The organism is Phenylobacterium sp. (assembly GCF_030646615.1).
Classification (GTDB): Bacteria; Pseudomonadota; Alphaproteobacteria; order Caulobacterales; family Caulobacteraceae; genus Phenylobacterium.
Window position 1 is genome coordinate 1 of the sequence record NZ_JAUSLG010000052.1, and the last position, 21,574, is coordinate 21,574.

The 21,574-nt window shown below is 69.0% G+C and carries 19 protein-coding genes and 1 tRNA gene; 10 read left to right on the plus strand and 10 right to left on the minus strand.

Annotation, left to right across the window (positions count from 1 at the left end; genetic code table 11):
* The first annotated feature begins 365 nt into the window (after nucleotides 1-365).
* Both Q7S93_RS09040 and Q7S93_RS09045 read left to right on the plus strand, forming a co-directional pair.
* A complete protein-coding gene (locus Q7S93_RS09040; RefSeq protein ID WP_304713559.1) occupies nucleotides 366-1,508 on the plus strand; it encodes an efflux RND transporter periplasmic adaptor subunit in 1,143 nt (380 codons plus the stop codon).
* Nucleotides 1,505-4,621: an efflux RND transporter permease subunit gene (locus Q7S93_RS09045; RefSeq protein WP_304713560.1), complete on the plus strand. Its 3,117-nt coding sequence runs from the start codon at nucleotides 1,505-1,507 to the stop codon at nucleotides 4,619-4,621. Before Q7S93_RS09040 ends, Q7S93_RS09045 begins: the two co-directional genes overlap by 4 nt.
* Before the next feature lie 222 nt (nucleotides 4,622-4,843).
* Here the strand turns inward: Q7S93_RS09045 and Q7S93_RS09050 are convergent, their stop codons facing one another.
* Nucleotides 4,844-5,386: a c-type cytochrome gene (locus tag Q7S93_RS09050; protein WP_304713561.1), complete on the minus strand. Its 543-nt coding sequence runs from the start codon at nucleotides 5,384-5,386 to the stop codon at nucleotides 4,844-4,846.
* 131 nt (nucleotides 5,387-5,517) lie between these two features.
* Between Q7S93_RS09050 and Q7S93_RS09055 the strand changes: the two genes are divergently transcribed.
* The 3 genes from Q7S93_RS09055 to Q7S93_RS09065 all read left to right on the plus strand — a co-directional run bounded on the left by Q7S93_RS09055 (nucleotide 5,518) and on the right by Q7S93_RS09065 (nucleotide 9,140).
* Nucleotides 5,518-6,942 (plus strand): L,D-transpeptidase family protein, encoded by a 1,425-nt coding sequence (locus Q7S93_RS09055; RefSeq protein ID WP_304713562.1) that lies wholly within the window; start codon nucleotides 5,518-5,520, stop codon nucleotides 6,940-6,942.
* 34 nt (nucleotides 6,943-6,976) lie between these two features.
* Complete coding sequence (locus Q7S93_RS09060; protein WP_304713563.1) at nucleotides 6,977-7,507, plus strand: YcbK family protein; 531 nt, start codon at nucleotides 6,977-6,979, stop codon at nucleotides 7,505-7,507.
* An 82-nt stretch (nucleotides 7,508-7,589) separates the two neighbouring features.
* Nucleotides 7,590-9,140, plus strand: a complete 1,551-nt coding sequence (locus tag Q7S93_RS09065) for a class I adenylate-forming enzyme family protein (RefSeq protein ID WP_304713564.1) — start codon at nucleotides 7,590-7,592, stop codon at nucleotides 9,138-9,140.
* A gap of 18 nt (nucleotides 9,141-9,158) precedes the next feature.
* Here the strand turns inward: Q7S93_RS09065 and Q7S93_RS09070 are convergent, their stop codons facing one another.
* Both Q7S93_RS09070 and Q7S93_RS09075 read right to left on the minus strand, forming a co-directional pair.
* Complete coding sequence (locus Q7S93_RS09070; RefSeq protein WP_304713565.1) at nucleotides 9,159-11,072, minus strand: DEAD/DEAH box helicase; 1,914 nt, start codon at nucleotides 11,070-11,072, stop codon at nucleotides 9,159-9,161.
* A 71-nt stretch (nucleotides 11,073-11,143) separates the two neighbouring features.
* Nucleotides 11,144-11,219: transfer RNA gene (locus Q7S93_RS09075), tRNA-Thr, on the minus strand.
* Nucleotides 11,220-11,511: 292 nt separating this feature from the next.
* On the opposite strand from Q7S93_RS09075, the gene Q7S93_RS09080 reads away from it, so the two are divergent.
* Genes Q7S93_RS09080 through Q7S93_RS09090 form a run of 3 tightly spaced genes read left to right on the plus strand, consistent with a single transcriptional unit; the run spans nucleotide 11,512 to nucleotide 14,575 of the window.
* The gene (locus Q7S93_RS09080; protein ID WP_304713566.1) at nucleotides 11,512-12,660 is read left to right on the plus strand and encodes a DSD1 family PLP-dependent enzyme; all 1,149 of its coding nucleotides are present in this window, start codon (nucleotides 11,512-11,514) and stop codon (nucleotides 12,658-12,660) included.
* A gap of 27 nt (nucleotides 12,661-12,687) precedes the next feature.
* On the plus strand, nucleotides 12,688-14,097 hold the full coding sequence (locus Q7S93_RS09085) for an amidase (RefSeq protein ID WP_304713567.1): 1,410 nt from the start codon (nucleotides 12,688-12,690) through the stop codon (nucleotides 14,095-14,097).
* 10 nt (nucleotides 14,098-14,107) lie between these two features.
* Entirely contained in the window at nucleotides 14,108-14,575 is a 468-nt protein-coding gene (locus Q7S93_RS09090; protein ID WP_304713568.1) for a GNAT family N-acetyltransferase, read from the plus strand.
* A 4-nt stretch (nucleotides 14,576-14,579) separates the two neighbouring features.
* Here the strand turns inward: Q7S93_RS09090 and Q7S93_RS09095 are convergent, their stop codons facing one another.
* Entirely contained in the window at nucleotides 14,580-15,155 is a 576-nt protein-coding gene (locus tag Q7S93_RS09095; protein ID WP_304713569.1) for an RBBP9/YdeN family alpha/beta hydrolase, read from the minus strand.
* 60 nt (nucleotides 15,156-15,215) lie between these two features.
* On the opposite strand from Q7S93_RS09095, the gene Q7S93_RS09100 reads away from it, so the two are divergent.
* Together Q7S93_RS09100 and Q7S93_RS09105 are read left to right on the plus strand one after the other, a co-directional pair.
* A complete protein-coding gene (locus Q7S93_RS09100) occupies nucleotides 15,216-15,749 on the plus strand; it encodes an Lrp/AsnC family transcriptional regulator (protein ID WP_304713570.1) in 534 nt (177 codons plus the stop codon).
* A gap of 105 nt (nucleotides 15,750-15,854) precedes the next feature.
* The gene (locus tag Q7S93_RS09105) at nucleotides 15,855-16,979 is read left to right on the plus strand and encodes a glutathione S-transferase family protein (RefSeq protein ID WP_304713571.1); all 1,125 of its coding nucleotides are present in this window, start codon (nucleotides 15,855-15,857) and stop codon (nucleotides 16,977-16,979) included.
* A gap of 74 nt (nucleotides 16,980-17,053) precedes the next feature.
* On the opposite strand, the gene Q7S93_RS09110 is transcribed toward Q7S93_RS09105, so the two are convergent.
* Genes Q7S93_RS09110 through Q7S93_RS09135 form a run of 6 tightly spaced genes read right to left on the minus strand, consistent with a single transcriptional unit; the run spans nucleotide 17,054 to nucleotide 21,505 of the window.
* Nucleotides 17,054-17,233 carry a hypothetical protein gene (locus Q7S93_RS09110; protein ID WP_304713572.1) on the minus strand — a complete coding sequence of 60 codons (180 nt, stop codon included), beginning with the start codon at nucleotides 17,231-17,233 and terminating at the stop codon, nucleotides 17,054-17,056.
* Complete coding sequence (locus Q7S93_RS09115) at nucleotides 17,230-17,406, minus strand: hypothetical protein (protein ID WP_304713573.1); 177 nt, start codon at nucleotides 17,404-17,406, stop codon at nucleotides 17,230-17,232. Before Q7S93_RS09115 ends, Q7S93_RS09110 begins: the two co-directional genes overlap by 4 nt.
* Before the next feature lie 56 nt (nucleotides 17,407-17,462).
* Nucleotides 17,463-18,254: an ABC transporter permease gene (locus tag Q7S93_RS09120; RefSeq protein WP_304713574.1), complete on the minus strand. Its 792-nt coding sequence runs from the start codon at nucleotides 18,252-18,254 to the stop codon at nucleotides 17,463-17,465.
* Entirely contained in the window at nucleotides 18,254-19,159 is a 906-nt protein-coding gene (locus Q7S93_RS09125; RefSeq protein WP_304713575.1) for an ABC transporter permease subunit, read from the minus strand. The genes Q7S93_RS09120 and Q7S93_RS09125 overlap by 1 nt, the downstream gene beginning before the upstream one ends.
* Nucleotides 19,160-19,200: 41 nt before the next feature.
* Complete coding sequence (locus Q7S93_RS09130; protein WP_304713576.1) at nucleotides 19,201-20,358, minus strand: ABC transporter ATP-binding protein; 1,158 nt, start codon at nucleotides 20,356-20,358, stop codon at nucleotides 19,201-19,203.
* 34 nt (nucleotides 20,359-20,392) lie between these two features.
* Nucleotides 20,393-21,505 carry a polyamine ABC transporter substrate-binding protein gene (locus tag Q7S93_RS09135; protein WP_304713577.1) on the minus strand — a complete coding sequence of 371 codons (1,113 nt, stop codon included), beginning with the start codon at nucleotides 21,503-21,505 and terminating at the stop codon, nucleotides 20,393-20,395.
* Nucleotides 21,506-21,574: the final 69 nt, after the last annotated feature.

Sequence of the window (21,574 nt, forward strand, 5' to 3'; positions counted from 1 at the left end):
CCCCGAGGCCTCGCAGGCCGAGGTCCGATCGCAGGTCGCCCGCGGCATCGGCGGCAAGCTCGCCTGGCCAGGCTGCCTGCGCCGGCTCGACCGCGAATCGCCGGGCTACGACGCCTGATCGACGGGGCGCAGCGCAGGCGGGCTCAGGCCAGCCTGCGTCATGGCCAGGTGGCGATATTTTCATAGGCGGTCGACGGCATCTTTTTGTTAGGACAGCTCGAATATTCAGCGAGCGCCCACGTGTTTCAAAGCCGACACGAACGGCCATCGTTCTGTTACTGGACGCGGCGTAAGCCTTTCCGCTGAGTCCTATTGTCCGTGTCACGTCATTCGCACGCTCCCCCGCCGGAGCGATGGAGCCCGCATTGGTAAGACGCCATTTCTTCCTCGCCGGCGCCCTGGTCATCGTCCTTGTCATGGTTATCGTCGGCGGTCTGCGCATGGTCATGGGCGGCGAGCAGATGCAGGCCGGCGGACCTGGGGGACCCGGCGGCCGTGGCGGCGGCGGCGTGCCGGTGGCGGCGACCGCTGTGGGCACGCGGAGCTTCAACGATACGGTCGAGCTCCTGGGCGTCGCCAAGGGCCGCCAGTCGGTCACCCTGACCGCTGCGGCCACGCAGTTGGTGGAGCGGGTGCGGTTCAACGACGGCCAGTTCGTGTCCCAGGGCGAGATCCTGGTCGAGCTGAAGGACGCCGAACAGAACGCCGGCGTCGAACAGGCCCGCGCGCGGGTCGCCCAGGCTGAGAGCACCCTCGAGCGCTGGAACACCCTGGCCGAGAAGGGCTTCGCGTCGAAGGCCGCGGTGGACGAGCATCAGGCCGCCTACCTGACCGCCCGGGCTGACCTGGCCGCCGCGGAGGCTCGCCGCGGCGACCGCCTGATCCGCGCCCCCTTCGCCGGCGTGGTCGGCCTGACCGACATCACGCCGGGCGCCCTGGTCAATCCGGGCGCCACCATCGTCACCCTCGACGACCTGTCTTCGGTCCGCGTCGATTTCCAGGTGCCGGAGCGTTACCTGGCCGGGTTGCAGGCGGGGCAGACCATCGTCGCCACCAGCGATGTCTATCCCGACACCCAGATCCGCGGCCAGATCGAGACGCTGGACACCCGCGTCGATGAGTCCACCCGCGCCATCACGGCCCGGGCCATCTTCCCCAATCCCGACCGCCTGCTGCGGCCGGGCATGATGATGCGGGTCTCCCTTTCGCGGGGCCAGCGCGAGAGCCTGGCCGTGCCCGAGGCCTCCATCTCCGTGCAGGGCTCGTCCTCCTTCGTCTTCCTGATCGCCGACGGCGACAATGGTCCCCGCGCCGAACAGCGGCCGGTGGTCGCCGGCATGCGCCAGAACGGCTTTGTCGAAATCCGCGACGGCCTGGAGGCCGGCGATCGCATCGTGGCCAACGGCGTGAACAAGGTGACCGGCGGGCAATCGGTCCGGATCGCCAAGACCCCAACCCCCTCTGACGTCGCCGGCGTTGATCCCGCGGCGGAACGGCCAGGCGCATGACCCTTTCGGACCTCTCCGTCCGTCGTCCAGTGTTCGCCGCGGTGGCGGCGATCATCCTCTGCGTGGTCGGGCTCGCCTCCTTCACCCAGATGACGGTGCGGGAGTTGCCGGCCGTCGATCCGCCGGTCATCTCGATCAGCACCGACTACCGCGGCGCCTCCTCCGAAGTCATCGAGGAGCGGATCACCGAAGTCATCGAGCGCCAGGTCGCCGGCATCGAAGGCGTCGACCGGATGACCTCGGGGTCCCGGGACGGCTCGTCGCGCATCAATATTCAGTTCAAGCTCAGCCGCGACCTCGACGCCGCCGCCAATGATGTGCGCGATGCGGTGTCGCGGGTATCGGCCAACCTGCCGCTGCAGGCCGACCCGCCGCAGATCCGCAAGGCCGACGCCGACGCCCAGCCCATCATCTTCCTGGCCCTCTCCTCCACCACGCTCAACCGCCTCCAGCTGACCGACTATGCCAACCGGTATCTCGTGGAGCGCATTTCGACGGTGCCGGGCGTCGCCCAGGTCGGCGTCGGCGGCGCTCAGAACTACGCCATGCGGATCTGGCTCGATCCTCAGGCGATGGCGTCTCGCGGCGTCACGGTGGCCGATGTCGAAGGCGCACTGAATAGCCAGAACCTCGAGCTTCCGGCCGGCTCGCTGGAGGCCGAGGCGAAGGACTTCACCATCCGCGTCGCTCGGGGCTACACGACCCCCGAAGAGTTCTCGAGCCTTCCTGTCACGACGTCGGGCCCGGGCGGCTATGTGACCCGCCTGGGCGACATCGCCCGTGTGTCCGAAGAGGCCGACGAACGCCGTCGCATGTTCCGGTCCAACGGCCGCGACCAGGTGGGCATTCCTGTCACCCGTCAGTCACAGGCTAACGATCTCGAAATTTCGGATGGTATCCGCGCCCTTTTGCCAGAACTGAACCGCGGTCTGCCCGAGGGCACTCAGCTTGAGGTGGCGGTCGATTTCACGATCTTCACCCGGCATGCCCTGGAAGAGGTGTGGATCACCATGGGCATCTGCCTGGCGATTGTCGGGCTGGTCAACTTCATCTTCCTGGGCACCTGGCGAGCCGCGATCATCCCCACGGTGGTGGCGCCGATCTGCATCCTCTCCACCTTCATCGTCCTGGCGCCCCTCGGCTTCTCCCTGAATCTGCTGACGTTGTTGGCCTTGGTTCTGGCGATCGGCCTGGTGGTGGATGACGCCATCGTGGTGGTTGAGAATATCCAACGGCGGGTCGACGAGGGGGAGCCGGCGCCTGTGGCGGCCCAACGGGGGACCCGCCAGGTGTTCTTCGCCGTCGTGGCGACCACAATCGTCCTGATGGCGGTGTTTGCGCCGCTGATGTTCCTGCCAGGCTATATTGGCCGACTGTTCGTCGAACTGGCGGTCGCAGTCGCGGCCGCTGTAGCGTTCTCGTCCCTCCTTGCGCTCAGCCTGTCGCCGATGCTGGCGTCCAAGCTTCTACGCCCGGCCAAGGGCCAAGGGATCGTCGCCCGGACCGTCGATGGATCGATGGACAGGCTTCGCACGTCGTACCATGCGTCCCTCGACTATCTCCTGGGGAAGCGTGCGGCTACCTGGGCGACGGGTCTCGTGGTTCTGGTCCTGGCGGGTGCGGCGTTCGGCGTCTTCAGCTATCTGCCGAGCGAACTGGTGCCCGAGGAAGACCGCGGCCGAGTTGATATAAGCATCAATGGCCCAGAAGGCGCGGGCTTCGACTATACCTATGATGCGGTGAAGCAGATCGAGGCCCGCTTGATGGAGATGTATGAGGCGGGCGAGGTTTCTCGCTATCTCATCTCCATGCCCCGCTTCGGGGGAAGCCAATACAATACGGGCAATGGCAATGTGACGGTTCCGGAAGGCGGCGTGAATTCCAATCAGCTCGCCGCACAGCTGAACAAGGAGCTCGAAGAAATAACTAGCGTCCGAGCCATCGCCTTTGTGCGACCGGCTCTTCGCGGCAGCGAAGGCAATAGTGTCGATCTAATCGCCATCGGCACGGAATATGACCAGATCGCCGACTGGCTACGTCCCCTTCAGGCCGCAGCCGAGCAGAATCCCGGCCTCGCTCGGGTGCGGCTGGACTATGAGCCGACGTCGCCGCGCCTGCTGGTGACGATCGACCGGGAAAAGGCGGCGGCGCTTGGTGTCTCGACCCAGGCGGTTGGTCGCGCCATGGAGACCATGTTCGGCTCTCGGCGGGTGACCACCTATATCCGCGAGGGCCGCGAGTACGACGTCATCCTGCAGACGGGCCGCGAACAACGGATGACACAGGAAGACCTCAACAATCTCTATGTCCGCTCCGAGTCCGGGGCCACCATTCCGCTGGCGTCCGTTGTCACTTCCGAGGTGCGCGGCGACACCCCCGACCGGGAGCGTACGGATCGTTCTCGGTCGATCAGCCTCAGCGCGCAGCTCAATCCTGGTTATACAATGGGCGACGCCATCAGCTTCTTCGAGGCCGAGGTGGAGAAGCAGCCCGGTGGCGTGGGCGTGCTGTGGGGCGGCGGCGCTCGGGACTATCTGGAGGCCGGCGGCGCCGTCGGCCTGGCTTTCGGCCTCGCCCTGCTCCTGGTCTTCCTGGTTCTGGCGGCGCAGTTCGAAAGCTGGATCCATCCGGCCGTGATCATGCTGACCGTGCCGGTGGCGGCCTTGGGGGGGCTGTTCGGACTTCTGGTCGCAGGCTCGACCATCAACACCTACAGTCAGATCGGCCTGATCATCATGGTCGGCATCGCGGCCAAGAACGGCATCCTCATCGTCGAGTTCGCCAATCAGTTGCGCGATGAGGGCCTGTCGATCCGCGAGGCCGTGATCGAGGCCTCGACCCTGCGCCTGCGCCCGATCATCATGACGTCGATCTCGGCGTCGGCCGGGGCGATCCCGCTGATCGTCTGGGGCGGCGCCGGGGGGGAATCCCGTCGTTCCATCGGGGTGGTCATCTTCTTCGGGGCCATCTTCGCGACGATGCTGACCCTGTTCATCGTGCCGGTCTTCTACAACCTGCTGGCGCGGTTTACGAAGTCGCCCGAGCACATGGCCCGCCGGATCGAAGCCTTCGAGGAGGCCGAGCAGGCCCGGGTCGCCAACGCCGCCGAATAGGCGCGCGTCCGGGAGTCCTGACGCCCCAAACGAAAGAGGCCTTCCCCCGGGGGGCAGGGGAAGGCCCAGTCGTCAGGATTGGGGGCCGCCCCGAAGCCTTGCGTGGCCTCGGGGCGATCGCCGCGCTCGACAGATGCTACGTGAACGCGACCCCCCCAAGTTGGGCGCTGGGTTTCACATCGTCAAGGTTGTGGCCGCCCAAAATCGCACGTCATTCGTGTTTTACGACTCGGCTGGCGCCGCGGGCGCCGGTTCAGGCGCCGCCGCGTCACCGGGCGCAAAGCCGGATTCGACCTTCAGATAGGCGATCAGGTCGATGCGCTTCTTGGGGTCATCGAGACCGACGAAGGTCATCCGGTTGCCGGGCAGATAGGTGCGCGGATTGGCCAGCCAGGCGTCGAGACGCTCGGCGTCCCAGACGAAGCCGGCGTTCTGCAGCGCATCGGAATACCGATAGCCCTCGACCGACGCCGCGGGCCGGCCAAACACGCCGTGCAGATTGGGGCCCGTCATGTTCGGTCCGCCCTCGCCCACCGTATGGCAGGAGCGGCAAAGGCCGAACTGCCGCCGGCCGTTCTCCAGGTCGGCGGTATTGTAGGGGGCGGGGAGGGCGGCCAGCAGGGCCTGGACCTCGGCTTCGCTGCGCGGGGCCGGCGCCGGAGCCTTCGCGCCCCCAGCCGGCGCAGAGCCGCCGTCACCCTGGCCGCAGGCCGCCAGCGCCATCAGGCAGGTGATCGCCAGGGCCGTCTTGGTTTGCTCAAGCATGTGGATGCGCGCGCCTCTTTCAAAATTTGCGGCAAGCTAGCCCAGTCCCCGCGCCATGCAATGCGTGGGCCGCACGAGGGGGGAAGAAAGGCGCGGGCTTCGGCGCCGGAGGCATCGTGCTAGGAAGGGCCATGATCTGGCTCATTCAGCTTTGCGCCGCGCTTCTCGTCCTGGCTTCGGCGTCCGCCGTGGAGGCCGAGCCGGTCACCGTGGTGGAGCGGGCGGCCATTCTCAGCGCCCTCCGGGCCGGGGCCGAGCCGACGCCGGCCCTCTCAGGCCCTATGACGTCAGATGACCTCGAGGCGGCGCTCCTGGCCCATGCCCGGGTCGAGACAGGTCGCATCGCTCGCCCAAGGACCGTGAACGACCTGTGGGCGATCGCCCCCACGCCGCGGGACCTGGCCGGCGAATGGGCGGCGGCCCGGGCAGGCGGGACCGTGGCCGAATGGATCGCCAGCCTGTCGGTCGCCGATCCCCGCTATCACGGCCTGGTCGCGGCCCGGCGTGACTACGCGGCCAGGGTGGCGGCCGGCGGCTGGGCGTCGCTGGCCTCTGTCGAGGTTTTGCGACCCGGCGACCTCGGCCCGCAGGTCGAGGCCCTGCGGGCCCGGCTGGCGGCGGAGGGGCTTGCGGCGCAGCACCCGGAGGCGTCACCCGACGATCTCTCAGTCTCTGATCCGCCGGACATGTATGGCGAGGCGCTCGTGGCCGCTGTGCGTCGTTTCCAGGCCCTCCGGGGTCTGGAGGCGGACGGCGTGGTCGGCCCAGCAACCTATGCGGCGTTGAACGCCAGCGCCCAGTCCCGGTTAGCGCAGATCGACGCCAATCTGGAGCGCTGGCGCTGGCTGCCGCGTCCGCTGCCTGCGACTCGCATCGAGGCGGATGTCGGGGCGGCCCGCGCGGCCCTGTTCGTCGACGGCGTCCGTGTGCTGGACATGCGTATCATCGTCGGCGCGCCAGCCACCAAGACGCCGATGTTCGCCTCGCAGATCGAGACCGTAGTCTTCAACCCGCCGTGGAACGTGCCGGCCTCCATCGCCAACGGCGAGATCCTGCCCCGGGCCGCCCGCGATCCGGGCTATCTGGCGCGCAACAACTTCACCTATCGGGACGGCCGGCTGCAGCAGCGGCCGGGGCCCACCAATTCCCTGGGCCAGGTGAAGTTCGACATGCCGAGTCCCTTCGGCGTCTATCTGCATGACACCCCGGGGCGTTCGGCGTTCCAGCGGCCCGTCCGCACGCTGAGTCACGGCTGCATGCGCCTGGAGAAGCCCCGGGAGCTAGCGACCCTGCTCCTGGCGAGCCAGGGCTGGACCCGGGACATGGTGGAGGCGGCGATCGCCCAGGGCCAGACCCGCCGGGTCGACCTCGCCGTACAGGTCCCGGTGCTCGTCATCTACAGCACAGCCCTGGTGGACGCGGCGGGTCTGCATCTGCTCGCCGATCCCTATGGCTGGGACGCCCAGGTCACGGCGGCTCTGCAAAGCCAGGTCCTGGGGCGGCTCGACCGCGACATGGCGCCGCCACAGAGCGAATGCGCCTCGCAAGCGGACTAAGGGCTGATAAACTCAGGCGCGTGGGAGAACACGCATGTCCCTGAACAGACGCGTCCTGATCGGATCGGCCCTCGCCCTGCCGCTGGCTGGGCCGGCCCTGGCTGCAAGCCCCAATCCGCGCCGCCTTTCGGTCCTCAACCTGCACACGGGCGAACGCCTGGCGGCTACCTATTGGGAGGCCGGCGCCTATGTGCGGGACGCCCTGGAGGGGCTTGCTCGGGTGCTGCGCGACCACCGCACCGGCGAGACGCACGAGATGGCGCCGGGCCTTCTCGACCTGGTCGCCCGACTGCAGACGGACCTCGGGGCGACTCAGCCGGTGCAGGTCATCTCCGGCTATCGGTCCCCACGCACCAATGAAGCCCTGCGCCAGTCCGGCGGCGGGGGCGTCGCCAAGCGCAGCCTGCATATGGACGGCCTGGCCATGGATATCCGCCTGCCCGGGGTGGAACTCGCCCGATTGCGCGACGCCGCATGGGCCCTGCAGTCTGGCGGGGTCGGCTACTATCCCGGCTCGGACTTCGTCCATGTGGACGTGGGCCGCATCCGGCGCTGGAACGGCTGAGATCACGCCGACGCGGTTGCCGCCCGGCGGGCTTCCGCGATATGCCCACTCCCGAAAAGACATCCGGGAAAGGGACGCTGCGATGACCACCGAGGAACTGATGGGCCAGGACTTCGGGACCCTGGCGGAGCTGATCGCCTCCCAGGCCCGCGAGCGGCCAGACCATGTCGCCCTGGTCGATGGCGAGCGCACGTTGGCCTATGCCGGCCTGACCCAGCTGATGGACCGTATCGCCGCCGCCCTGCAGCGGGACGGAGTCGGCCCGCACGAGGCGGCTGCGATCTGCGCCACCACGTCCCTCGAATATGCCGCGGTCTTCATGGGCGCGCTGCGGGCCGGCGCGGCCGCAGCCCCGCTGGCGCCCTCGTCCACCGCCGACAGCCTGCTGATGATGCTCAACGACTGTGGGGCCAAGGTCTTCTTCCTCGACGAAGGCGTCGCCGCCCTGCTGGAGCCGGTGGCCGATCAGATCAAGGCCAGGCGCGTGGCCCTGGACGGCTCCTCGGTCGGCGTGTCGTTCCAGGACTGGCTGGCCCCCGAGGGGGCGACGCCCCAGCCCGTGGACGTTGGCCCCGACGATCCGTTCAACATCATCTATTCCTCCGGCACCACGGGCGCGCCCAAGGGCATCGTCCAGCCGCACGCCATGCGCTGGGGCCAGGTTCGGCGGGGCATCTATTCCAACGAGGCGGTGACCATGGTCTCCACGCCGCTCTATTCGAACACCACCCTGGTCAGCTTCCTGCCGACCCTGGGCAATGGCGGCACGGCGGTGCTGATGCCCAAGTTCGACGCCCAGAAGTTCTTGGAGATGGCGGCCCGCCACAGGGCCACCCACGCCATGCTGGTGCCGGTCCAGTACCGCCGGATCATGGAGCGGCCCGACTTCGACACCTATGACCTGTCGAGCTTCGCCCTGAAGTTCTCCACCTCCGCCCCCTTCTCGCCGGAGGTGAAGGCCGATGTGCTGAAGCGCTGGCCCGGCGGCCTGATCGAGTTCTACGGCATGACCGAGGGCGGCGGCTCCTGCATGCTGGTGGCCCACGAGCACCCCGATAAGCTGCACACGGTCGGCCAGCCGATGAACGGCCACGACATCCGGCTGATCGACGAGGACGGCCAGGAGGTCCCCCAGGGGCATGTGGGGGAGGTGGTCGGTCGCTCGGGCGCGATGATGGTCGGCTACCACAACCAGCCGGGCAAGACCCGCGACGCCGAGTGGTACAGCCCAGACGGCCTGCGCTTCATCCGTACCGGCGATGTAGGCCGCTTCGACGAGGACGGCTTCCTGACGCTCATGGACCGCAAGAAGGACATGATCATCTCGGGCGGCTTCAACATCTATCCCAGCGACATGGAGCTGGAGTTGGCCAAGCACGAGGACGTGCTGGAATCGGCCGTGGTCGGCGTGCCGTCCGACCGCTGGGGCGAGACGCCTGTGGCCTATGTCACCCTGCGCCCGGGCAAGACCGCCACGCCGGACGAGATCAAGACCTGGCTCAACGCCCGGGTCGGCAAGACCCAGCGCCTGGCCGACGTGGTGCTGATCGACAACCTGCCCCGCAGCCACATCGGCAAGGTCCTGAAGAAGGACCTGCGCGACAGCTATACGGGCCCTGCGCTCAACGCCTGAGCGCAGGGCTTTAAGGTCTTAGTCCCGGGGCTTCCGCGGCTTGCCGGGTCCCTTGGGGCCCTTGGGCGCAGCGGGGTCCCAGGGCTTCTTCGGACCCTTGGGACCGGCGAAGCCGGCGCCCGGCGGGCCCGAGCGGGGGCCGCGGGGCGGCGGGCCGTCGCCGCGGGGGCGGTCGCGGGGCGGACCCCGATCGGGACGGGCGTCGCCTCGGGTGTCAGGACGGGAGTCCGGGCGGGGGCCGAAATCGCGGCGCGGCGGACGCGACATGTCGCCATCGTCGCGATTGCGAGGCGGACCAGGCCGACGGGGTGGCGCGGCGCCGGGGGGCTCGCTGGCCTCGACGGGGATCTCGGCGGTGGAGCCCGCCGCCTTGATCGCCTCGCGGAAGCGCTCTTCGGCGGCCTTGGAGATCTCGAACTTGGTCTCGCGGTCGAAGATGCGGATCTGGCCGATGTCCTTCTTGGTCACGTGACCCAGGCGGCAGATCATCGGCAGGATCCACTTGGGATCGGCGTTCTTGCTGCGGCCGACGGGCATGCGGAACCAGACGCCGTCGGAGATCGCCTCGGGCCGGGGTCCGCGCTCGGGGCGCGCCGGGCGCGGCTCGGACGGCGAGCGGTCGCGCACGTCGTCGAACAGCTCCTCCGGGGCCGGCATCCGTGAGCGGTGCAGACGCACCAGGGCCGCAGCCACGGCCTCAGGGCCGCGGTCGGCCAGCAGCTTCTGGGCCAGCGTCAGGTCTTCGCCCGTCAGGGGCTCGTTGAGCATCGGATCGGCCAGCAGGCGTTCCTGGTCGCGGATGCGGATCTCTTCGCCGGACGGCGGCCCGACCCATTCGGCCTCGACGCCGGCCGAGGCCAGCAGCTGTTCGGCCTTGCGACGGCGGGTATAGGGCACCACCAGCACCGACACGCCCTTGCGCCCGGCCCGACCGGTGCGGCCGCTCCGGTGAAGCAGGCCGGCCTTGTTGACCGGCAGTTCGGCGTGGATGACCAGACCAAGGTCGGGCAGGTCCAGGCCGCGGGCGGCGACGTCGGTGGCGACGCAGGCCCGCGCATGGCCGTCGCGCAGGGCCTGCAGGGCGTCGGCGCGCTCCTTCTGGCTGAGCTCACCCGACAGCTGCACCGCCGAGAAGCCGCGCTCGCGCAGGGCGCCGTACAGGTGGCGCACCGCCTCGCGGGTGGCGCAGAAGATCAGGGCGCCGGGAGATTCATAGTAGCGCAGCAGGTTGACGACGGCCTTCTCGACCTCGTTGGGCGCAACGCGGACGGCGCGATAGGCGATGTCCCCGTGGGCCTCGTCGCGGCGGGTGGTGTCGATCCGCGTGGCGTCCCGCTGATAGCGGCGGGCCAGGGTCACGATGTCCTTGGCGATGGTGGCCGAGAACAGCAGGGTCTGGCGGGTGATCGGGGTGGAGTCCAGAATCTCTTCCAGGTCCTCGCGGAAGCCCAGGTCGAGCATCTCGTCGGCCTCGTCCAGCACCGCGACCTTCAGGGCCGACAGGTCCAGATTGCCCCGCTCCAGGTGGTCGCGCAGGCGGCCAGGGGTGCCGACGACGATATGGCAGCCGGCGCCCAGGGCGCGCTGCTCGCGCCGCGCGTCCATGCCGCCGACGCAGGTGACCACCCGGGCCTTGGCGTTGGCGTAGAGCCATTCCAGTTCGCGGCTGACCTGCAGGGCCAGTTCGCGGGTCGGCGCAATCACCAGGGCCAGCGGCGGACCGGCCTGGCTGAAGGTTTCGGCTTCACCCAGCAGGGTGGTGGCGGCGGCGAGGCCAAAGGCGACGGTCTTGCCCGACCCGGTCTGGGCCGACACCAGCAGGTCGCGGCCCTCCGGCGCCTCCAGCACGGCGGCCTGGACTGGGGTCGGGGTCGCATAGCCCTGCGCCTCGAGCGCCCGGCTGAGCGCCGGATGCGTGGCGGGAAATGACATCGGAATCCTCTTTCCGGTGGCGGCTCACGCCTCTCGGCGCGCGCCTTTTGATCTGATATCGCCTGAGAAGGTGGTGCCGGTTGCAGGACTCGAACCCGCGACCTTCGGTTTACAAAACCGCTGCTCTACCAGCTGAGCTAAACCGGCGAACCTTGGAATATCAAAGAGATCATCGTGCAGCCTCATCCTGTTCCGCCCCTTTGGGGGGCACGCATGGGACACTGGACGTAGCCGCAAGACGTTTGTTGCGGCGACGGATGCCACGTCGTCGCACCGGCGCCAAGGCCGAATACCTGATCGGCAGGCCCAAACCCTGCGGCCAATTGAGCCTTAATGACGCTCGGTCACCCATTGCCAGGGCCGCCGGTCTTTGATCACCTGAGGCGAAACGGAGAGGGCGCGCTATCTCGCTGAGCCGCTCAACCGGGCCGGAGATCCCATGACCGCCCTGTCCGACGACCGCCGCCTCCACGGCCACCTGATTGGCCAGCAGGGCTCGCGCCGGGCGCTCAACACGCCGGTGCTGGTGCTGGACGTGGAGGCGCTCGATCGCAATATCGCCGCCATGGCCGAGCTGGCCGCCCAGGCCGGGGTGCGCCTGCGGCCCCACGCCAAGACCCATAAGAGCGTCGATATCGCCCGCCGTCAGGTGGCGGCCGGCGCGGTCGGCCTCTGCTGCGCCAAGCTCGGTGAGGCCGAAGCCCTGGCCGAGGGCGGGATCGAGGGGCTGCACATCACCTCGCCGGTGGTGACCGCGCCGGCCATCACCCGCCTGATGGCGCTCAACGCCCGAACCGAGCGCCTGTCGGTGGTCGCCGACAACCCCGCAAATGTGACCGCCCTGGCCGCCGCCTCAGCCGACCGCCAGCTGGGCGTGTTCGTCGACATCGATCCGGGCATCCACCGCACGGGCGTGGCCTCCGACGAAGCCGCCGTCGCCCTGGCCCGCCAGATCGCGCAGGCGCCGGGCCTGACCTATGAAGGGGTGCAGAAGTACTGCGGCCGCGAGCAGCACATCGAAGCCTATGACGAGCGCCGCTCGGCCATCATCGCCCAGACCGAGGCGCTGCAGGCCACGATCGCGGCGCTGGCGGCCGCAGGGCTTGCGCCCCCGGTGGTCACCGGCTGCGGCACCGGGACCCATCGGATCGATCTGGAGCTCGGCGTCTTCACCGAGTGGCAGGTGGGCTCCTACGTCTTCATGGACGACCAGTACGCCGCCTGCGCGCTCACGGCCGACGGGCCTTCGCCGTATGAGCGCAGCCTCTTCGTCGACGCCCGGGTGGTCAGCGCCAACAGCCCGATGCTCGTCACGGTGGATGCGGGGTTCAAGGCCTTCTCCACCGACGCGGCCCCGCCGCAGGTGCTGGCCGGGGCGCCCGAGGGGGCGCGGTTCGCCTTCATGGGCGACGAGCACGGGGCGGTGATCGCCAGGGGCGTCGGCGAGACCCTGCAGATCACCGACCTGGTCACCCTGGCCGTGCCCCACTGCGACCCCACGGTGAACCTCTATGACAGCTACCACGTGGTCGCCGGCGACACCCTGACCGACATCTGGCCGGTTAGCGCACGGGGCCGCAGCCGCTAGACCCGCCAACCCATCAGGAGACGCGCCATGAGGTTCGAGGACTATCGCGCCCACGACATGACCGGCCTGGCCGCGCTGGTGGCCCGGCGCGAGGTCTCGGCCACCGAACTGCTGGAGACCGCCCTGGCGCGCGCCGCGGCGGTCAATCCGCAGATCAACGCCATCACCCAGGATCTCTCAGACTTCGCCCGCGGCGAGCTGGCCCACGCGACAGAAGGCCCCTTGGCCGGCGTGCCCTTTCTCCTCAAGGACCTGGGCGCCCAGCTGGCCGGTACAGTCACCACCGGCGGCTCCCGGGCCTTCAAGGGCGCTCGCGCCGAGGCCGACAGCGCCATCGTGGCCGCCTATCGCCGGGCGGGTCTGATCATCTTCGGCAAGACCAATACGCCGGAGTTCGGCCTGGCCCCGGTGACGGAGCCGGCGCTGTTCGGCGCCAGCCGCAATCCCTGGAACCTGGATCACACCCCGGGGGGCTCGTCCGGCGGCGCCTCGGCGGCGGTGGCCGCGGGCATTGTGCCTGGCGCCCACGCCAGCGACGGTGGCGGCTCCATTCGCGTCCCGGCCTCAGCCTGCGGTCTCTTCGGTCTGAAACCCTCGCGCGGCCGGGTCTCCTTCGCCCCGGCCGGCGAGGGGTGGGCCGGCGCCTCCATGCAGCATGCGCTCACCCGCTCGGTGCGCGACAGCGCCGCCCTGCTGGATGTGGTCAGCCAGCCGCAGGTGGGCGATCCCTACTTCCTGGCGCCGCCAGAGCGCCCCTTCGCCCAGGAGGTCGGCCGCGATCCGGGCCAGCTGCGTATCGCCTTCACCACCGCCTCCCTCGCCAGCCCCGAACTGGACCCGCAGTGCGTTCAGGCGGTGCGCGACGCCGCCGCCCTCTGCGCGAGCCTCGGCCATGATGTGACGGAGGCCAGTTTGCCCGGCGATCTCGCCGCCCTCTCGCAGGCGGCTGGGGTGATCATCGCCGCCAGCGTGGCGGCCACCCTTGACGCCGAGGCCGAGCGTCGTGGCCGGCCGATCGGCGAGGACGAGGTCGAGTTCACCACCTGGATGAGCTATCGCCGCGGACGCGAGCTGTCGGCCTCGCACTACGTCCAGGCGGTCGCGGTCGTGCACGCCTTCGGCCGCGCGGTGGCGGGCCTGTTCGCCGACTTTGACATCCTGCTTCTGTCCACCACCGGGCGGCCGCCGCCGCCGGTGGGCTGGCTGACTGAGGATCTGAGCCAATATGCCCGCCGCCTGTTCTCCTTCATGAGCAACACCCAGGCCTTCAACAACACCGGCCAGCCGGCCATGAGCGTGCCCCTGGCCTGGAGCGAAGAGGGCCTGCCCATCGGCCTGCAGTTCGTCGCCCCCATGGGCGAGGAGGGGCGGCTCTTCCGCCTGGCCGGCCAGCTGGAACAGGCCAGGCCCTGGTTCGACAGGGTGGCGCCGCCTTGAGGTTGTCGACATGAGAATTCGCATCGCCGAGGCGACTGACGTGGAGGCCTGCGTGCAGCTGGCCGAGATGCGGCGGGCGCTCTATGAGACCTTCGAGCCCCGCTTCTGGCGTCGGGCGGAGAACGCCGTTGAGATGAGCCGCCTGTGGTTCACCCACCTGTTCGCCAAGGCCGATGTCCTAGCGCTGGTGGTGGAGTTCGACGGGGCGGTGACAGGTTTCCTCATCGCCCAGCCGACGCCCTCACCGCCGGTCTACGATCCTGGCGGGCGTACGGCGGTGATCGATGACTTCGTCGTGGCGCCGGCCCACTGGCAGGCCCTGGGCGGCGCTTTGCTGGCTGAGGCTCGGGAAAGGCTCCGGGCGGATGGCTACGCCCAGATAGTTGTCGTGGGCGCGCGGCAGGACGCGGACAAGACCCGCCTCCTGGAGTCGACCGACCTGTCCCTGGCCTCCACCTGGTGGACTGCTGAGGCCTGAGACCTCACCTCAGGTCCGGGACCGGCCCGTCCTGCGGCGGCGGCGCGCCCAGCCCGGCGCGGAAGGCGCTCAGCAAGCGCCAGCCCTCCGGCCAGTCGCCCAGGCCGCTGGCGGCGTTGATGTGTCCGAGGCGACCCATGTCCACGAATCCGGCGCCCCACTGACCGGCCAGGCGGCGCGCCGCCGGCAGGGCGCAATAGGCATCGTCGGCGCTGGCCACGACCAGGCTGGGGAAGGGCAGGGGGACAGCCGGCGCCTGGGCGAAGCTCGCCGCCTCGGCGGGGTAGCGCGGGCTCGCCTCATCCGGCGGGGCGACCAGCACCGCGCCGCAGGCCGCGGCCGGCCGAGCTTTCGCCCAGTGCGCCACCAGCAGGCAGGCCATGCTGTGGGCCACCAGCACCAGGGGTTCGCCCGCCTCGGCGGCGGCGCGATCCAGAGCCGCGATCCAGTCGCGAAGGTCCGGCGCGGTCCATGAGGCGGGCGCCAGACGCATCGCCGTGGGCTCAAAACCTTCCCAGCGGGTGTGCCAGTGGTTTCGCCCGGAACCGCCCAATCCCGGCAACATGATCAGCCGCGCCATCGCCTCGCCCCTGCTCTAAAGTCCAGGGACAGAGGATCGAGGTCGCGGGGAGGATTGAACATGGTTGATCATCGGCAAAAGACGGCCGTTTCCGATGATTTCAAGGCAAATGGCGGGCGGACCCTCAAGGGCGAGCTGGACGGGGTGGACCTGGCCATCCTGGAGGCGCTGCAGGAGAACGGCCGCCAGCCCTTGTCCGAACTGGCCCGACAGATCGGCATGTCCCAGCCCTCGGTCTCCGAGCGGGTCAAGCGGCTGGAGGAGCGGGGGGTGATCACCGGCTACGGCGCCCGCATCGATCCCACCCGCCTGGGCCTGCCGATGATGGCGATCATCCGCCTGCGCACCACCCATGAGCACATACGCGCCTGTCTCGACCGGTTCGCCGCCATGCCGGAGGTGATCGAGGCCCATAGGCTGACCGGGGAGGACTGCTTCCTGCTGAAGGTGGTCGTGCCGACGCCGGGGGATCTGGAAACCCTGGTGGACGGCGTCGCCCGCTTTGGCCCGGTGACCACCTCCCTCGTGCTGCGCAGCGAGCCGCCAAAGGCCATCGGCCGCGCTCTTGCGCGCAGGGCGGCTCAGCGCGGCTAAGAGCGCGTTCCGATAGCTGGGAGCCGGTGATCGGAACAACGCGCTCATGCTCTGAGGGGCGCGTTTTCCAGTGGCCAGCGGCGAACGGGCGCCTATGGTCGCCCCATGACCGACGCGCCCTACATCCTCTATGGCCTGCCGCATTCGCTCTATACCGGGCCGGCCCGGGCCTATCTGCGCAAGCAGGGGATCACCTTCGCCGAACGCTCGCCCAGGGCGCCGGAATATCGGGCTCAGGTCATGCCGGCCATCGGCCGCTCGATCATCCCGGTGCTGGTGACGCCCCAGGGCGAGATCGTCCAGGACAGCGTCGACATCATCGACCACTTCGAACGGGTGGGCCCGGCGCTGAGCGCCTATCCCGAAAGCCCGCGCCAGCGGTTCCTGGCCCACCTCTTCCAGCTGTTCGGCTCGCAGGGCCTGTTGCGGACGGCCATGCACTATCGCTGGAGCTATTACGACGTCCAGGCGGCCTTCCTGGACCATGCCTTCGGCGTATCGGGGGCCCAAGACGATCCCAGCCGCGGGGCGATGCGCAAGATGCAGAGCTATCTGCCCGGCCTGGGCGTGCGGCCCGACACCATCCCGCTGATCGAGCAGGGCTACGGCGATCTGCTGGCTGCGCTTGAGGCGCACCTGTCGGTGCATCCCTATCTGTTCGGCGGCCGGCCGAGCATCGGGGACTATGGCCTGTTCGGCCCGCTGTTCGCCCATCTGGGCCGCGATCCGGTACCAGCCGACCTCATGAAGCGCCTGGCCCCGGCTGTCTTCCGCTGGATCGAGCGCTTGCATGCGCCGGACCTGGACATCCCGGACATGCCGGAGGCCGAGGGCTGGCTGGCCGGCGACGCCGCGCTGGACACCCTGGAGGGGCTTGTGGCCGAGATGGGGGCGGAGATGGGGGCCGAGCTCGGCGCCAAGCTGGCCGCGCTGGAGGATCATTACCAACGGCTGGCGCCCGTAGACGGCGATCCGGTCAGCGCCAAGCCGCACCAGCGGACGATCGGCCAGGCGGCCGGCCGCTATCGCGGGGTTCCCGACGAGGTCGGGGTGCAGCCCTATCTGCTCTACATGGTGCAGCGGACCGAGGCGGCGCTTGGCGCGCTTTCCGCGGAGGACCGCCGCTGGGCTGACGACCTGCTGGCGCGGAACGGGCTGTCGGCGATCGGAACGCCGCGGCAGGCGCGGGTCGACCGCCGCCATCACATCGAGGTCTGGGCGCGGCCCTGACCTGGAAGGCTCTAAACTCTGAGTCTTGAGCGCGTCTTGTTCCGATAACCGGTTCCCACTTATCGGAACGCGCTCTAGCGACCCATCCAGGGCTTGGACTTGGACGAGGACTGGTGGGCGGCGGCCTGCTCGCGCTGGAAACGCCCGCCGCGGGGCGGCTTGGGCTTGGCGTCGAGGGCGGCCTTCTTCAGGCGCAGGGCGCGCTGGATCGGGGTCTCGTCCTCAGGGCCGTCGTCGGCGGGGCTGTCGCTCATTTTTTCGGTCCGGCGTCGAGGTCGGGGCGGGCGGCCAGGAAGGCGGCCCGTTCGGCGGCGCTGAGCACCTTGCCGGGTTTCTGGCGCGACACCCGCGGCTTAGGCGGCGCATAGACATCCATCGGCGGGGCTGGCGGCTTCAGGTCGGACAGTCTCTTGGTCGGCGGCTTCATGGGGTCATCGCAGCGTGAAGGCCCCCTGATTCCAGGACCGTCCCACCTATGACACATCAGGCCCCGGCCGTCCGCCTGCGCATGTTCAGCAGATAGACGGCGATCACCCCGGTGGCCACCAGGCCGATCAGCAGGGTCGAGATGGCGTTGATCTCCGGGCTGACGCCCAGGCGCACAGCGCTGTAGATGCGGATCGGCAGGGTGGTGGCGCCGGGGCCGGTGGTGAAGCTGGCGATGACCAGGTCGTCCAGCGACAGGGTGAAGGCCAGCATCCAGGCCGCGGCCACGGCCGGGGCGATATTGGGCAGGGTCACCAGGACGAAGGCCTTCCAGGGCGGGGCGCCCAGGTCGCGGGCGGCCTCCTCCAGGGCCTCGTCGAACGAGACCAGGCGGGCCTGCACCACCACGGTGGCGTAGCAGAGGGTGAGCGTGGTGTGGGCGATCGTCACCGTCCAGAAGCCCCGCGGCAGGCCCACCGAGACGAACAGCAGCAGCAGCGACAGGCCCAGGATCACTTCGGGCATGACCAGGGGCGCATAGGTCATGCTGGAAAACAGGGTGCGGCCCCGGAAGCGGCCGGCCCGCACCAGGCCAAGCGCGGCCAGCGCGCCCAGTATGGTGGCCAGGGTCGCCGAGACGAAGGCCACCCGCAGGGTCACCCAGGCTGCGGCCAGGAGCTGTTGGTTCTGGAAGAGGCTCGCGTACCACCGCGTCGAGAAGCCGCCCCAGACCGTCACCAGCCGGCTGTCATTGAACGAATAGATCACCAGCAGGACGATGGGCAGGTACAGGAAGCCCATGCCCAGGGTGATGGCGGCGATGTTGAAGGGGCTGGGTCCCCGCCGCATCAGCGCTGCTCCATCAGCTTGGTCTGCTGGCGCTGGAACAGCACGATCGGGATCACCAGGGTGGCCAGCAGCACGATGGCCACGGCGCTGGCGGCCGGCCAGTCGCGGTTGGAGAAGAACTCCGTCCAGATGGTCTTGCCCAGCATCAGGGTGCCCGAGCCGCCCAGCAGGTCGGGGATCACGAACTCGCCGACCATGGGAATGAAGCAGAGCAGGGCGCCGGCCGCCACGCCAGGCAGGGAGAGGGGGAAGGTCACGCGCCAGAAGGTCTGGAACGGCGTACAGCCGAGGTCGGCGGCGGCCTCCAGCAGGCTGTCATCCTGCCGCTCCAGCACCGCATAGAGCGGCAGCACCATGAAGGGCAGATAGGCGTAGACCAGGCCGATATAGACCGCCGTGTCGGTGTTGAGGATGTCCACCGGCGGCAGGCCCACCTGGGACAGCGCCATGTTCAGCAGGCCGGCGGGCTTGAGGATGGCGATCCAGGCATAGACCCGGATCAGGAAGCTCGTCCAGAAGGGCAGGATCACCGCCATCAGCAGGGCTTGGCGCACGCTGGGGCGGCACCTAGCCATGCCATAGGCCAGCGGGTAGCCGGTCAGCAGCAGGATCAGGGTCGCCACGGCGGCGAACTTCAGGCTGGAGAGATAGGCCGCCAGATAGAGCCCGTCCTGGCCCATGCGGGCATAGGCCTCGAAGTCCAGGGCCTGGACGAAGGCGGCGAGGCCCGCAAGGCCTGCGCCCCAGTCGAGCCTGGGGGCATAGGGCGGAATGGCCAGGACCACGTCCGACAGGGACAGCTTGGCCACCAGCAGGAAGGGCGCAAGGAAGAACAGCCCCAGCCACAGATAGGGCAGGAAGGCCGCGCGGGCCTCCCAGCTCGGGTTTCCCCGGGGGCGTCCCAACCGTCTCCAGGGGCGTCGTGGGCGCGGGGCGCCCGTCGCGGTCATCGGGTGAGGACCACGGCGGAATCCGGCGCGAAGGTCAGCCAGACCTTGTCGTCCCAGTCGACGGGGCGGTCCACAACGCGGCTGGCGTTGGCCCGGGCCGCCCGGATGGTGCGGCCGCCAGGCAGCTCCACCAGATAGGTCGTCCAGTCCCCCAGATAGCCGATGTCGGCCACCTGGCCCTCCAGGCGGTTGGGGCCGGGCGGCGGCGGATCGAGATGCACCCGCATCTTTTCCGGCCGCACCGCCAGCCAGGCGGTGGAGCCCACGGGCACTTCGTCGTCCTCGATGGCCTCCAGGCCGCCCGGCGCCTCAGGGCTGGCCAGGCGGATGATGTCGCCGTCGTCTTCGGTGACCCGGGCCTCGAAGAGGTTCACGTCGCCGATGAAGTCGGCCACATAGCGGGAATTGGGCGCCTCATAGACCTCGGCCGGGCGGCCGATCTGCGCCAGCTGGCCGGCCCGCATCACGGCGATGCGGTCGGCGGTGATCATCGCCTCTTCCTGGTCATGGGTGACGATCAGGAAGGTCATGCCCAGCCGCTGCTGCAGGGCCATCAGCTCGAACTGGGTCTCTTCGCGCAGCTTGCGGTCCAGGGCGCCCAGGGGCTCGTCCAGCAGCAGCATCTTGGGCTTGGGCGCAATGGCGCGGGCCAGCGCCACCCGCTGCCTCTGGCCGCCGGACAGCTGGTGAGGCTTGCGATGGGCCAGGCCCTCCAGGCGCACCAGGGCCAGCATCTCGTCCACCCGGGCGGCGACCTCGTCCTTGGGCCTCTTCTGTTGGCGCAGGCCAAAGGCGATGTTCTGGGCGACGCTCAGATGCGGGAAGAGGGCGTAGGACTGGAACATCATGTTGACCGGCCGCAGGTGTGGCGGCTGGCCCGCCAGGTCCTGCCCGGCCAGGGTGATGCGTCCGGCGTCTGGCTCCTCGAAGCCCGCCAGCATGCGCATCAGGGTGGTCTTGCCGCAGCCGGACGGCCCCAGCAGGGCGAAGAACTCGCCCTCATAGATGTCCAGGGACACCGCATCGACGGCGGTCTCGCCGCCGAAGCGCTTGGTCACCTGGTCGAAGCGGACCAGCGGCTTGGCCAAGGGATCCGCCCAGGGGGCGAAGCTCGACCGCACCGCGCCGATGTTCAAACGCGGCTTGGCGTTCACGAAAGGTCGAGCTCCCTGATCGGCGCGGGACCCGTCACTGGCCCGTCTGGACCCGGGTCCACAGCCGGTTCACCTCGCGGACCAGGTTCTGGCCCTTGGACGTGGTCACGAACAGCCGGCCCATCACCTCGTCGCTGGGATAGATGCGCGGATCGTCCCGCACCTCGGCGTCCACCAGGGCGGTGGCCGGTTCGTTGGCGTTGGCGTAGGCGGTGTAGTTTGAGGCCGTGGCGATCACGTCGGGGCGCAGCATGAAGTCCAGGAAGGCATAGGCCGCGTCCGGATTGGGCGCGTCCACGGGGATGGCGAAGACGTCGAACCAGACCTGGCTGCCTTCGCGCGGGATCACATAGTCCACCTCGACGCCGGCGCCGGCTTCCTCGGCCCGGTCGGCGGCCTGGAAGATGTCGCCGGAATAGCCGATGGCCACGCAGATATCCCCATTGGCCAGGCCGTTGACGTATTCCGAGGAATGAAACTTCCGCACATGGGGCCGCACGGCCATCAGCATCTCGGTGGCGGCCTCATAGTCGGCCACGCTCGTCGAATTGGGATCCTTGCCCAGATAGTTCAGGGCCACGGCGTACATGTCTTCCGAGGCGTCCAGGAAGTGGACGCCGCAGTCGGCCAGCCGGGCCATGTTCTCGGGCTTGAACAGCACGTCCCAGGAATCGATGGTCACGCCGGGCAGGCGTTCAGCGACCATCTGCGGATTGAAGCCGATGCCGATGGTGCCCCACATATAGGGCACGGTGTATCGGCCGCCCGGATCAAAGGGCTCCATATAGGCCATGATCTTCGGCGACAGATTGCCGATATTGGTCAGCTTGGACTTGTCGAGTTCGGCGAGGGCGCCGGCCTCGATATAGCGCGGGATGTTGTGGTTGGACGGCGTGACCACGTCATAGCCGGTGCCGCCCTGGAGCATCTTGGTCTCCAGCACCTCGTTGGAATCGAAGGTGTCGTAGACGATCTTCAGGCCGGTATCGCTGGTGAAGGCCTCCAGCAGCTGGGGGTCGATATAGTCCGACCAGTTGTAGATCCGCACCGTGTCGTTGGCGCCTTCCCCCTGGCCGCAGGCGCCGAGGCCCAGCAGGGTCGCCACGCCGACCGCAGCCAGTCCCGTCTTCATACCCCAAGCCCGCATCACCTTCTCCCTGATCAGCCCAACCTCAGCTTATAAGGCCGATGGCGCGGGGGTTAAGAGCCCATTCGG